Genomic DNA, 13,078 nt, shown 5'->3' with positions numbered 1-13,078 from the left:
GGACAGGGATCCGCGGGGACAGCAAATAGCGACGCCGGATTGGCGCCGTCCCCGCGGGGACGGCGATTTACTCCGCCGCCTCGCCCAGTTCAAAGACCATGGTGACCTGCATGCTCAGCACCGTCTCACCCGCCGCCACGGGCACCGCGGAGGCCCGCGCCATCTCCATCATCGGTGCAGGGGCCTGCCCGCCGCCACCGGCCTCGGCGATCGAGAGCACCGGCCCGAGGCTCAGCCCCGCCGCCTCGGCCAGAACGCGGGCCTTCTGCATCGCGTCCTCGACCGCCGCGCGGCGCGCGTCTTCCATCACCGGTTTTGGATCCTGCAGGCCGAAGCTCAGCCCGGACAGCTGGTTCGCCCCGTCTTCAAGCACCGCGCCCAGCACCTCGCCGAGCCGGTCCAGATCGCGCACCCGGACGCTCAGCTGGTTGCCCGCCTCAAAGCCGCTGATCACCCGCTCTGTGCCATCGTTGCCACCCGACCAGAGCGGCCGCAGCGAGATGTCCGAGCTTTGCCGGTCGCGCGCCTCGATGCCCAATTCATCAAGCCGGGCGATCAGCGTCTCGGCCACCTGCGAGGCCTCGTTCATCGCCGCATCCGCCTTGGCGTTCTGCGCAGTGATCCCAAGGCTGACCCGCGCCATATCGGGCGTGGCGGCCACTTCGCCCTCACCGGTGACGGTGATCCGCGGCGCCTGCGCCTCCTGCGCCATGGCAACCGCCGGGGCGGCAAGGGCAAGGCAGCTGGCGGCAATCAGCGCGACATGGCTTTTAACCGAGCGCGTCTTTGGGCGCGTCATGGGGCGCGAAACTCTGCGCATGGAAACATCCTTTCACTTGAAATCCGCCTCACAATGTCGGTATCGCGGGGCCTCGCGGCAAGTCCCGGCAGCGCCCGGTTCTTTCGCTGAGCGAAGACCTGCTGTAGGATGAGGGCAAGGAGCCCCGAGACTCCCATAGCTCCAAGAGCAGTGCTAGAGACCCGCGCATGGTACCAGATTTCGCGCTTTCGCTTTCCTCCGAGGGCCTGACCCTGCTGCGCCGACAGGCGGGCGGCTGGCGGCCCTTGGCCGAGGCCCCGTTTTCCGCCGGGGCATTTGACGGGCTGCGCAGCCGCGCGCTCGAGGCTGACCCCGCGGGGACAGAGGTGGCGATCTTCCTGCCCAACGATCAGGTGCGCTACATCGAATTGCCCGACCCCGGCGACAGCCAGTCCGTGCGGCGCACGGCGCTTGAGGCGGCGCTCGATGGGGCGACGCCCTACCCGGTGGCCGATCTGGTGCTCGACTGGTCGCTCTCGGGCACGACGTTGCTCGGGGCTGCGGTGGCGCGCGAGACGATGAACGAGGCCGAGGCGTTCCTGCGCGAGCGCGGGTTCGAGCCGGTGATGTTTGCCGCGATCCCGCCCTCGGGCACCTTCCGCGGCGCGGCCTATTTCGGCCCGGCGAGCGGATGGAGCGGGGCTGCGCCCGAGCGTCCGGCCAAGGTGATCTTGCTGGAACCCGAAGCTGAGCCGGAAACCGAGACGCCCGCGCTGGCCGCAGAGGATCAATCGAGCGCCGCGGAGGAGACATCCGCCGCCGCTGTTGCGGCAGCACCGCCCGCCGCTTCGGCAACAGCTACGGAAAGCGCAGAGTCTACTGACACCCCTGAAGTGCAGCCCGCTCCGGCAGAGCCCGAACCTGTCGCCGAGCCCAGCAAAGCGCCGGAAGAGCAGACCGCCGCGCAGAGCGACCCGGAGCCCGCGCCGCCTCTGCCAGAGTTCCCCGAACCCACGCCTGAACTCACGCCTGAACCCGGGCCGCAGACACCGGCCCGCCCGGCGATGAGCGCGCCGACGGCGCCGCCCGCCGCGCCGAGCTTCAGCAGTGTGCGCGCAAGCCGCGACGCCGTGCCTCCGGCCCCCGAAGCCGCGCCGCGCCTGACCATGGGCCGCACCCATGTCGCTGCGCCCAAAGGGAAAGATCTGCGCGCCGCCGCGCCTGCCCCCGAGCCCGAGGCGAAACCCGATGCGCCGGAGGCGAGCGCCAAACGCCGCGGCTTTGGCTTTGGCAAACGCCGCGAGGCGGCAAGCGGCGCCAATGGCGCCAGCGCCCCGCAGGCGGCCTCGCGTCCGAGCTTTGCCCCGATCAAGACCCCGCCCGAGCCGCAGACCGGCTCGGAAACCACGCAGGGCATCAAACAGGTCACGCCGCGCCCGCCGGTGTCGGAGCCGGTGGATCCCTCTGGCGTGACGCCCGTGTCGGGCCGCGCCCGCGTGGCCGCGCTGCAGCGCGAGTCGGGCCAGGGTGGGCAGGACCAGAGTGCCACCGCGCGCCGCGCCGCCAGTTCGCTCAGCCCCGAGCAAGAGCGCGAACAGATGACCATCTTCGGCGCCCGCAGCGGCCAGAAGGTGGGCGGCAAGCCGCGCTTCCTCGGGCTTGTGCTGACGCTTCTGTTGCTGCTCTTCCTGCTGGGTGTCGCCGCTTGGGCGTCGGTCTTCATGAAGGATGAGATCGCTCAGTTCTTTGCGCCGCGCGAAACCCCCGCTGCGCCGCTGACCGCGCCTGCAAGCACCGAGACCGATGTGGCGGAGGTGGCGCCTGCCGTCGCAGCCGAGGAAGAGGCTGGCGATGCCGAACTGGCCGCACTGGAACTGCCGCCCGCCGCCAGCGAGGGGCTGGAGGATGCGCCGCCGCTCGAGCCGGGGATGACCCCGCGCACCCGCATGAGCGCCGATGACGCCGCCGCGCGCTATGCCGTCGACGGCATCTGGCAGCGCGCGCCCAATGCGCCGAACCGCCCGCCGCTCACCGATGCCGAGGACGTCTATGTCGCCTCGATCGACCCCGAGGTGCAGCAGTTCGACGCCGTGGCCCTGCCCGATCTCGATGGCACCCCGCGCGAGGACCTTGGCCTGCAGCCGGTGCGCCTGCCGCCCGGTCCGGGCGTGCGCTTCGATCTCGACGACCGCGGGCTGGTGAAGGCGACGCCCGAGGGCACCGTCTCGCCCGACGGGGTGCGCATCTTCACCGGCCTGCCGCCGCAGACCCCGCCGCTGCGCGACCCTGACCCGGCCAGCGCGCCTGAGGTACAGGCCACGCCCGAGGCCGCGCCGCAAAGCGAGACCGCGCCCGACGCCAACGAGACCGCCGAGGCCGATGCGCCCGCAACGCCAGCGGACACGGAGACGGCAGAGACGCAGGAGGAGGTTCTGACCACCGCCGCTCTGGCCACCGGCGCGGATCCGGCGCTGCAGCAGTTCCGCCCGCAGGGCCGCCCCGGCGATCTTATTGAGCAGACCGAGCGCGCGGTGCTGGGCGGTGTGTCGCTGGCCGAGCTTGAGCAAATGCGCCCGCAGATGCGCCCTCTGACGCCGCAAGAAGAGGCCGCGGCGCTGGATCTGCCGACCACGGAACAGGCCATCGGGGCCTCGCTGACGCCGCTGCCGCGTCCGCGCACCATGGAGACGATCGTCGAGGACGCCCGCCAGCAAGCGGCGCAGATCCCCTCTGGGCCGAGCGTGCCGCAAAGTGCGGGCGTGGCGGGCAATGCCACGCAGCGCCATCAGATCGACCTGCGTGACGTGGCGCTGATCGGCATTTACGGCAAGGACTCGGACCGCCGCGCACTGGTGCGCCTGCCCTCGGGCAAATACCAGAAGGTGCAGGTGGGGGATCGGATCGACGGCGGCCGCATCGCGGCGATTGATGACGACGAGCTGCGCTACGTCAAATCCGGGCGCAATGTCGTGCTGAAAATGCCCCGCAGCTGAGCCAGCGCGCCTGCGCGTGCCAAAGCGCGCAGGAGTTTCCCGCAAACGGCTGGACGCCAGCGCCATTGGGGTCTATCCCCGCAGGCGAAATTTATCCTGGTGAGACCATGCCCGACCTGCTGATCGAACTCTTTTCCGAAGAAATCCCGGCCCGGATGCAATCGCGTGCCGCCGAGGACCTGAAGAAGCTCGTCACCGACGGTCTGGTCGAGGCCGGTCTGACCTATGCCGGTGCCGCCGCCTTCTCGACCCCGCGCCGCCTGACGCTGACCGTTCAGGGCCTGCTGGCCGCTTCGCCCGCCACCCGCGAAGAGCGCCGCGGCCCCAAGGTCGACGCGCCCGAAAAGGCCATCGAGGGCTTTTTGCGCGGCGCCGGGGTGACCCGCGAGCAATGCGAAGAGCGTGAGGACAAGAAGGGTAAAGTGCTTTTCGCCATCATCGAGAAGCCCGGTCGCCCGGCTGCCGAGATCGTCGCCGAGGTGCTGGAAAAGACCGTCCGCAATTTCCCGTGGCCGAAGTCCATGCGCTGGGGCGCGGGCTCGCTGCGCTGGGTGCGTCCGCTGCATTCGATCCTGTGCCTGCTGACCGACGAGCAAGGCGCCGAAGTGGTGCCACTGGAGATCGACGGGATCGTCGCGGGCAAGACCACGCGTGGCCATCGCTTCATGGGGCCGGATGCGTTTGAGGTCAGCTCGTTCGACGACTATGAGGCCAAGCTCAAGCGCGCCAAAGTGGTGCTGAACCCCGCCGAGCGCGCCGACACCATCTGGCATGACGCCACCAACCGCGCCTTTGCCGCCGGGCTGGAGGTGGTCGAGGACCGCGGCCTGCTCGCCGAAGTGGCCGGGCTGGTGGAATGGCCGGTGGTGCTGATGGGAGAGATCGGCGCGGAATTCCTGCAGCTGCCGCCCGAGGTGCTGCAAACCTCGATGAAAGAGCACCAGAAGTTCTTTTCGGTGAAAAACACCGCGTCGGGCCAGATCGAACGCTTTGTCACCGTCGCCAACATCGAGACTGCCGACGATGGCGCGACCATCCTTGCGGGCAACCAGAAAGTTCTGTCGGCGCGCCTGTCGGACGCCAAGTTCTTTTGGGAGAACGACCTGCGCGTGGCCAAGTCCGAAGGGCTCACCGCATGGACCGACCGTCTGGGCAATGTGACCTTCCACAACAAGCTGGGCAGCCAGAAGGACCGCATCGGGCGCATCGCCGCACTGGCGGCGGAACTGGCCCCAGCCGTGGGTGCCGATGCCGCGCTATCGCAGCAGGCCGCCACCGTGGCCAAGGCCGATCTGTCGTCGGAAATGGTCTATGAGTTCCCCGAACTTCAGGGCCTGATGGGCCGCTATTATGCCACCGCCGCGCAGCTGCCCGCCGAAGTGGCCGCCGCCTGCCAAGAGCATTACTCGCCGCTTGGCCCGTCGGACGACGTGCCGACCGCGCCGGTCTCTGTCTCGGTGGCGCTGGCCGACAAGCTCGACACGCTGACCGGCTTCTGGGCGATCGACGAGAAGCCCACCGGCTCGAAGGACCCCTTCGCGCTGCGCCGTGCCGCGCTTGGGGTTATCCGTCTGGTGCTGAACAACGGTCTGCGCCTGCCGCTGGATCGCTACATCGACGCGCAGATCGTGCGCCAGAAAGCGCATCTGCATGCCGAGGCCGAAGAGGCGGAACTTGAAGCGCTCGACACGCTGATCGACGAGATCGCCGATCACGGCGTCTTTGGCGCGGCGTTCAAGGCGGTTCTCAGCAAGTTCGAGGACAAGGCCCCCGCCGAGGAAGGCTCGGTGCTGCGGAAGGTCGGCAAGGTGGTGCCGGATCTGTCGGATGATCTGCTGGCCTTCTTCCACGACCGCCTGAAGGTGCACCTCAAGGGCGAGGGCATCCGTCACGATGTGATCGACGCCGTGCTGGCGATGCCCGGCTCGGACGATCTGCTGCTGGTGGTGAAACGCGCCGAGGCGCTTGGCGCCTTCCTTGGCACCGACGATGGCGAGAACCTCCTGCAGGGCTTCAAGCGCGCCAACAACATCCTGACGCAGGCCGAAGAGAAGGACGGGGTCGAATACAGCTTCGGCGCCGATCCGAAGTTCGCCGAAAGCGACGAGGAAAAGGCGCTGTTTGCCGCGCTCGACAAGGCCGAGGCCGAGATCAAGCCCGCGATGGAGGCCGAAGATTTCGCCGCCGCCATGGGCGCGATGGCTGGCCTGCGCGCGCCGATCGACGCCTTCTTCGAGGCGGTTCAGGTGAACTCGGACAATCAGGTGGTGCGCCGCAACCGGCTGAACCTGCTGTCGCGCATTCGCCAGATCTGCTTGCAAGTGGCCGATCTGAGCCGGGTCGAGGGCTGACGCCCCTGCCCCAGAGGCGGCGCTCGCGGTGCCGTAACGTCCCGTCATTGGGGCCGTGCCACAAAAGATGTTAGGGCACGGCCCCTTTTCCGGGCTATTCTGCAGCGCAGAGTAACAGGGGCCTGTCATGCCCGACACATACCGACCCGACACGCAGGCCGATGACCCGCATGTCACGCTGATCACCCCCTCGGCGCCGATTGCGACGCCGACCCATGGCGGCCGGGCGAAATGCCTGCAGCGGCTGGTTCGGCTTGACCTGCCGGTGCCGCGCACCGTTGCGCTGAGTTTTGAGACGGTGCATCGCATCGCGCAGGGCGAGATGCCGCCGCCAGAGCTGATCCTCGCGCAGTTCCCGCCGGGCACGCTGCTGTGCGTGCGCCCCTCGTCCGAGGACCCTGATTGGGGCGGGCCTGGCTCGGTGCTGAACATCGGGATGAACGACGCCACTTTCGTGGAATATTCCGACAGCCTCGGCGCCGAGGCGGCCTCGGCGCTCTATATGCGGTTCGTGGTCAGCTACGCGATCCATGTGGCGCGGCTGGACCCGGATGTCTTCGAAGAGATCGAAAGCACCGGTCAGCAAGGGCTGACGGATGCGCTGCACGCCTATGAGGAAGAGGCCGAAGAGCCCTTCCCGCAGGATGCGGCGGTGCAGCTTGCAGCGGTGCTGCGCACCATGGCGCGGGCGTGGGAAGGCACCACGGCGCGGCTGCTGCGGCAGGCCAAGGGCGCGCCGGTGGATGCCGGGCTGGGCCTGATCGTGCAAGAGATGGCGCTGGGTCTGGGCGCGGGCGAATGCGGCTCGGGCGTGCTGCAGCTGGTCAATTCCGACACCGGGCTGCCGCAGATCACCGGGCGCTACCTGCACCAGAGTCAGGGCCGCGAGGCGCTGCACAATGAAGGCGAAGCGCTGTTTCTGGAGCGCGACCGGCGCGGGCCGTCGCTGGAAGAGATGGCGCCGGAGGCGTTCGAGCAGCTGAAAAGTCATGCACGGCTGATGCGCCAGCGGCTGCGCGCCGAGATGCAGATCGAGTTCACGCTGGAAAATGGCCGCGTGCACATCCTTGACGGGGTGCGGGTGAAACGCTCGCCCCGCGCCGCGCTGCGCATCGCTGTGCGGCTGGCCGAGGATGGCATCATCAGCCGCGAAGAGGCGCTGATGCGGGTCGAGCCGCGCGGGCTTTCAGAACTGCTGCACCGGCAGGTCTCGCCCGAGGCCGAGCGCGACGTGATCGGACGCGGCGTGGCCGCCTCGCCCGGTGCGGCGACCGGCAAGATCGTCTTCAACGCCGCCGAGGCGCAGGCCTCTGCCGCGCGCGGCGAGCCCTGCATCCTTGTCCGCCGCGAGACCTCGCCCGAGGACGTGCGCGGCATGCATGTCGCCGCCGCGGTGCTGACCGAGCGCGGCGGCATGACCAGCCATGCTGCTGTGATCGGGCGCGGCCTTGGCCTCCCTTCGGTTGTGGGCGCCGCGAACATGGGCTTCCGGCTGAACGACAAGGTGCTGATTTCGCAGGACGGTCGCCGCTTCAGCGAGGGCGATGTGATCACCATCGACGGCTCGTCGGGTCAGGTGCTGGCGGGGGCTCCTCAGATGGTCGAGGCGGCGCTGGATGACGCCTTCCATACGTTCATGTCATGGGCCGATGAGGCGCGCGACATCGGCATCCGCGCCAATGCCGACACCCCCGCCGATGCCGCCACCGCGCGCAACTTTGCGGCGCAGGGCATCGGCCTGTGCCGGACCGAGCATATGTTCTTTGAGGCGGATCGCATCACGCCGATGCGCGAGATGATCTTTGCCGACAGCCCCGATGACCGCAAAGCCGCGTTGGCGCGCCTGCTTCCGATGCAACGCGCGGATTTCACAGAGCTTTTCCGGATCATGGAAGGCATGCCCGTCTGCATCCGCCTGTTCGATCCGCCCCTGCACGAGTTCCTGCCCACCGACCGCGCCGGGCTGCGCGATCTGGCCGAGGCGCTGGATCTGCCGGTCAGCGACGTGACTCGGCGGGTGGAATCCATGGGCGAATACAACCCGATGCTGGGCATGCGCGGCGTGCGGCTCGGGATCGCGGTGCCCGAGATCTACGACATGCAGGCCCGCGCCATCTTTGAGGCCACGATCGACGCCTCGCAGGACGGCGCGCCGGTCGAGCCTGAGATCATGCTGCCGCTGGTCTCGGCGATGAAAGAGGTGGAACTGGTCAAGACGCGCATCGACGCGGTGGCAGCCGCCGTGCGCAACGAGCGCGGGCGCGATTTCGACTATTCGCTCGGCGTGATGGTCGAAACCCCGCGCGCCTGTCTGCGCGCCGACGAGATCGCCCAGCATGCCGACTTCATGTCTTTCGGCACCAACGACCTCACGCAGATGACCTATGGCCTCTCGCGCGACGACGCGGGGCGCTTCATGTCGCATTACGTGCAGCAGGGCGTCTTTGCCGAGGACCCGTTCCACCGGCTCGATCCCGAGGGTGTGGGCGAGTTGATCCGCATCGGAGTGGAGCGCGGAAGACACGGTAACGGGGGAATCATGCTGTCCATTTGCGGCGAGCATGGCGGCGATCCTGATTCGATTGCATTCTGCCGAGAGGCGGGCATCGACTATGTGAGCTGCTCTCCGTTCCGGGTTCCGGTGGCGCGACTTGCTGCCGCACAGCTCGCGATCAAACACAAGATCGGGTAGGTTTTGCCCGATTTTCGCCCTAAATGAGCCGTTTCCCTCGAAAGGTTACGGCACCGATACTTTTGTGTGACTCCATCAGGCTGGACCATTAGGCGACATTTTTGTAAATCGCCCCAGATTTCGGCAACCCTGCGTTAGCCTCCCCGAGATGTGAGAGCCCAGAATGTTCCGTGCCATCGCGATCGCCATCGCTGCCTTTTCGGCTGCCCTGCCCGCTCGTGCTGACATTCAGCATGATAGTATCCGTCACCTCGTTAAACTCGAGCAGAGCGCACTTCGTTCCGCAAATTCTTCGCATCTGCGCAGCATGATCACCCCGATCTCTGCCAGCGCGGTGAAAGGGCCGAGCTACGACAAGAGCTGGCTTGCCACCCAGCCCCAGGCCACGGGCGGTGCGCAGTTCCAATGCCTCGCCGAGGCGCTGTACTTCGAGGCCCGCGGCGAAAGCCTGCAGGGTCAGTTCGCGGTGGCCGAGGTGATCATGAACCGGGTCGACAGCCCGCGCTTCCCCGGCTCGATCTGCGGCGTGGTCAATCAGGGCACCGGGCGTCTGCACGCCTGCCAGTTCTCCTACACCTGCGATGGCCGCCCCGAGCATGTGAGCGAACAGGCCGCTTGGGACCGCGTGGCGAAAGTCGCCAAGGCGGTGATGACCGGCGCGCCGCGCGTGCTGACCAAGGGCGCCACCTTCTATCACACCCGCGCCGTGCGCCCCAGCTGGGCGCGCAAGTTCACCAAGACCGCCAGCATCGGCGCGCATTACTTTTATCGCGCCGGCTATCGCGTCAGCTCGAACTGAGGCCGCTTTTCGGCCCCGCGGCGACGTTCGCGGGGTCGCCCTTGCGGAAAGCCCCTGCTAGAGAGGCGGCACTTTTCCATTCGGAGCCGCTGCCATGGCCGACGAAATCCGCCTCGCCTTCGCCCATCCCGACGAACGCGCCATTGCCACCGCGGGCGAAACGCCACGCGACCGCATCTCGCTGCGTGACCACGTGGTCGAGGTCGAGATCGGTGCCTTTCAGGCCGAGCGCGGCCATCCGCAGCGCGTGCGCTTCAACGTCGTGGTCGAAGTGGCCCCCGGTAAGGGCGCGCTGGAAGACGACGTCGATCTGATCCTCTCTTACGACAAGGTGACCGAGGCCATCGCCGCCGAGCTGGAGGCCGAACGGCTCAACCTGCTCGAGACGCTGGCCGAGCGCATCGCCGAGCGCATCCTGCTAGAGCCGCAGGCGCTGCGGGTCTTCGTGCGGATCGAAAAGCTGGATCGCGGCCCCGGTGCGCTGGGGGTCGAGATCGTCCGCGCCCGCGACGGGGAACCGGTGGGCTCGGCGCAGGATGCGGCGCGCGAGCGGCCGCACCCGCGGGTGATCTACCTGTCGAACGCCGCCATCGCGGATGCCGCGCTGCCGGGCTGGCTCGATCAGGCCGAGGCTTTGGGCGCGCCGGTGATCCTCTGCGTGGGTCTGCCGGACGGCCCCCGCCCCAGCGCCGCCCATCCGCTGGCGCAGCGCCGGATCGACCTTCTGGCCATCGAGCAGAACGCCTGGACGCTTGCCGCGCGCGATCCTCGCGCCAAGGTGGTGGCCACCCGGACCGAACTCGACTGGGCGATGAAGAACGGCCAGAGCTGCATCTGGGCACCCTCGAAGATCGTGCTCGACACGCCCGCCGGGCATCACGCCCACCCCGAGGATCCGGCAGAGCTGGCCGCATGGTTCGCCGGGCTAATGGAAGCGCGCGAACTGGTGATGATCGGCGAAGAGCCGCCCGCGGATGTGACCGTGCCCGCGCGATCTGTAACAGTTGGAAACCCCAGCCTCTGAGCCCGGCAGCCCCGGCTTGCCAAGCCGCAGCGCATCGGGCACAGCACTAGAATGACTGCCCGATACCGACCGCTCGTCCAGACCGCCACGCCCCGCCCAGAGGATGCCCTGCCGCTGGCGGGTGGCCCGCATTGGTTCACCCATTGCGCACGCCATGCCCGCGGCGCGCCGGTCACGGTGATCCCCGCCGCCGAGGTGCCGCAGGACGTGCTGGCCCGGCTGACCGCCCCGCGCGAGCCTGTGGCGGGCCTGTCGATGCAGGGCTGCCGGATCATGGGTATCCTCAACGTCACGCCCGACAGTTTCTCGGACGGTGGCACCGATGGCTCGGTGGCCGAGTCCATCGCCCGCGCGCGGCAGATGCTGGACCATGGCGCCGAGATCCTCGACATCGGCGGCGAGAGCACCCGCCCCGGCGCGCCCGAAGTGCCGGTGGATGAAGAGATCGCCCGCGTCGTGCCGGTGACCGAGGCGCTGAAGGGCGTGCCGATCTCGGTCGACACCCGCAAGGCCGCCGTCGCCCGCACCGCCGCCGAGGCCGGCGCGACGCTGATCAACGATGTCTCGGGCCTCGTCTTCGATCCCGAGATGACCGAGTTTTGCGCCTCCGCGCGCCTGCCGGTCTGCGTCATGCATATGCGCGGCACCCCCGAGACGATGACCGCCGAGACCGACTATGAGGACGTGCTGCTCGACGTCTATGACTTCCTCGAGACGCAGATCCACGCGCTCGAACATGCCGGGCTGCCGCGCGAGAAGATCGTCGTCGATCCCGGCATCGGCTTTGCCAAGACACTGGAGCAGAACCTTGCGCTGCTGAACGGGCTGTCGCTCTTTCACGGGCTCGGCTGCGCCATTCTGCTGGGCGTTTCGCGCAAAGGCTTCATCGGCAAGCTCTCGGGCGAGGGTGACGCCGCGCAACGTTTTCCCGGATCCATCGCCGTTGCCCTTGCCGGGGCGGCACAGGGGATCCAGATCATCCGTGTGCACGACGTGCCGCAAACCCGTCAGGCGCTGACGCTCTGGCAGGCTGTCGAAGAAGGAGGCTCCAGATGAGTCGCAAACTGTTCGGAACCGACGGGGTGCGCGGCACCGCCAATATGCACCCGATGACCGCCGAGATGGCGCTGGCCATCGGCGCCGCCGCCGGGCGCTATTTCCGCCGCGAGGCGGGCGGCACGCACCGGGTGGTGATCGGCAAGGACACGCGGCTGTCGGGCTATATGTTCGAGACCGCGCTGACCGCGGGCCTCACCTCGACCGGCATGAGCGTGCTGCTGCTGGGCCCCGTCCCCACCCCAGCCGTGGGGCTGCTGACGCCGTCGATGCGCGCCGATGTGGGCATCATGATCTCGGCCTCGCACAACCCGGCGCATGACAATGGCATCAAGTTCTTTGGCCCCGACGGTTTCAAACTGTCGGATGAGGCAGAGAGCGAGATCGAGGCGCTGGTGGCCTCGGGCGTCGAGCCCGCGCAGGCCGGCAACATCGGCCGCGCCAAGCGCATCGACGATGGGCGCTTCCGCTATCAGGAGCGGGTGAAGTCGAGCTTCCCGCATGGCATGCGCCTCGATGGCATGAAGGTGGTGATCGACTGCGCCAATGGCGCCGCCTATCGCGCCGCGCCCGAGGTGCTTTGGGAACTGGGTGCCGAGGTGATCCCGGTGGGCACCCATCCGAACGGGCTCAACATCAACGACCAATGCGGCTCGACCAAGCCGCAGACCGCCGCCGAGACGGTGGTGGCGCATGGCGCGGACGTGGGCATCTGCCTTGATGGCGATGCCGACCGGGTGATCCTGATCGACGAGAAGGGCACCGTGGCCGACGGCGATCAGATCATGGCGCTGATGGCGGGCCGCTGGGCCGAGGAAGACCGGCTCTCGGGCGGCACGCTGGTCGCCACGGTGATGTCGAACCTCGGGCTGGAGCGCTATCTGGATGACCGGGGGCTGACGCTGGCCCGCACCAAAGTGGGCGACCGCTATGTGGTCGAGATGATGCGCGCCAAGGGCTACAACCTCGGCGGCGAGCAGTCCGGCCACATCGTGATGACCGATTACGCCACCACCGGCGACGGGCTGATGGCGGGGCTGCAGTTCCTTGCAGAGATGGTGCGCACCGGCCAGCCCGCCAGCCGCCTTGCGCGCAACTTCGAGCCGGTGCCGCAGTTGCTGAAGAACGTGCGCTTCGGCGCCGGGCAGACCCCGCTTGAGGCCGCAAGCGTGCAGGGGGCCATCGCCGAGGCCGAGGCGACGCTCTCGGGCCGGGGGCGCCTGCTGATCCGCAAGTCGGGCACCGAGCCGCTGATCCGGGTGATGGCCGAATGCGAGGACGAGGCGCTGCTGGCGCAGGTCGTCGACGGCATCGTCGCCGAGGTGCAGGCGGCGGCGGTCTGAGCCCCATCCCGGCGACACCGCGCGCGGCGCTGCCGGATATGCGTATTTGGAAAGAGAAGA

At 68.3% G+C, this 13,078-nt stretch carries 8 protein-coding genes; 7 read left to right on the top strand and 1 reads right to left on the bottom strand.

The features are described 5' to 3' along the window. Nucleotides 1–67 precede the first annotated feature (67 nt). The gene (locus AYJ57_RS16790; protein WP_066108591.1) at nucleotides 68–799 is read right to left on the bottom strand and encodes an SIMPL domain-containing protein; all 732 of its coding nucleotides are present in this window, start codon (nucleotides 797–799) and stop codon (nucleotides 68–70) included. A gap of 188 nt (nucleotides 800–987) precedes the next feature. On the opposite strand from AYJ57_RS16790, the gene AYJ57_RS16785 reads away from it, so the two are divergent. From AYJ57_RS16785 to glmM, 7 genes are all read left to right on the top strand, one after another. After that, the gene (locus tag AYJ57_RS16785) at nucleotides 988–3,753 is read left to right on the top strand and encodes a hypothetical protein (protein ID WP_066108589.1); all 2,766 of its coding nucleotides are present in this window, start codon (nucleotides 988–990) and stop codon (nucleotides 3,751–3,753) included. A 107-nt stretch (nucleotides 3,754–3,860) separates the two neighbouring features. After that, nucleotides 3,861–6,104 carry a glycine--tRNA ligase subunit beta gene (glyS, locus tag AYJ57_RS16780; RefSeq protein ID WP_066108586.1) on the top strand — a complete coding sequence of 748 codons (2,244 nt, stop codon included), beginning with the start codon at nucleotides 3,861–3,863 and terminating at the stop codon, nucleotides 6,102–6,104. A 127-nt stretch (nucleotides 6,105–6,231) separates the two neighbouring features. Further along, nucleotides 6,232–8,796 (top strand): putative PEP-binding protein, encoded by a 2,565-nt coding sequence (locus tag AYJ57_RS16775; protein ID WP_066108583.1) that lies wholly within the window; start codon nucleotides 6,232–6,234, stop codon nucleotides 8,794–8,796. Between the two features lie 163 nt (nucleotides 8,797–8,959). Further along, entirely contained in the window at nucleotides 8,960–9,595 is a 636-nt protein-coding gene (locus tag AYJ57_RS16770) for a cell wall hydrolase (protein ID WP_066108580.1), read from the top strand. 94 nt (nucleotides 9,596–9,689) lie between these two features. Next, on the top strand, nucleotides 9,690–10,619 hold the full coding sequence (locus tag AYJ57_RS16765) for a dihydroneopterin aldolase (protein WP_066108577.1): 930 nt from the start codon (nucleotides 9,690–9,692) through the stop codon (nucleotides 10,617–10,619). A gap of 51 nt (nucleotides 10,620–10,670) precedes the next feature. After that, nucleotides 10,671–11,675 (top strand): dihydropteroate synthase, encoded by a 1,005-nt coding sequence (folP, locus tag AYJ57_RS16760; RefSeq protein ID WP_066108574.1) that lies wholly within the window; start codon nucleotides 10,671–10,673, stop codon nucleotides 11,673–11,675. Further along, complete coding sequence (glmM, locus tag AYJ57_RS16755; protein WP_066108572.1) at nucleotides 11,672–13,018, top strand: phosphoglucosamine mutase; 1,347 nt, start codon at nucleotides 11,672–11,674, stop codon at nucleotides 13,016–13,018. Before folP ends, glmM begins: the two co-directional genes overlap by 4 nt. The last annotated feature ends 60 nt before the right edge of the window (nucleotides 13,019–13,078 follow it).

Source organism: Salipiger sp. CCB-MM3, assembly GCF_001687105.1.
Classification (GTDB): Bacteria; Pseudomonadota; Alphaproteobacteria; order Rhodobacterales; family Rhodobacteraceae; genus Salipiger.
This window is presented reverse-complemented; position numbering and strand designations above follow the sequence as displayed.

Coding starts and splice junctions, on each gene's coding strand:
- AYJ57_RS16790 (WP_066108591.1), bottom strand. CDS start 799: ATGACGCGCCCAAAGACGCGCTCGGTTAAAAGCCATGTCGCGCTGATT.
- AYJ57_RS16785 (WP_066108589.1), top strand. CDS start 988: ATGGTACCAGATTTCGCGCTTTCGCTTTCCTCCGAGGGCCTGACCCTG.
- glyS (WP_066108586.1), top strand. CDS start 3,861: ATGCCCGACCTGCTGATCGAACTCTTTTCCGAAGAAATCCCGGCCCGG.
- AYJ57_RS16775 (WP_066108583.1), top strand. CDS start 6,232: ATGCCCGACACATACCGACCCGACACGCAGGCCGATGACCCGCATGTC.
- AYJ57_RS16770 (WP_066108580.1), top strand. CDS start 8,960: ATGTTCCGTGCCATCGCGATCGCCATCGCTGCCTTTTCGGCTGCCCTG.
- AYJ57_RS16765 (WP_066108577.1), top strand. CDS start 9,690: ATGGCCGACGAAATCCGCCTCGCCTTCGCCCATCCCGACGAACGCGCC.
- folP (WP_066108574.1), top strand. CDS start 10,671: ATGACTGCCCGATACCGACCGCTCGTCCAGACCGCCACGCCCCGCCCA.
- glmM (WP_066108572.1), top strand. CDS start 11,672: ATGAGTCGCAAACTGTTCGGAACCGACGGGGTGCGCGGCACCGCCAAT.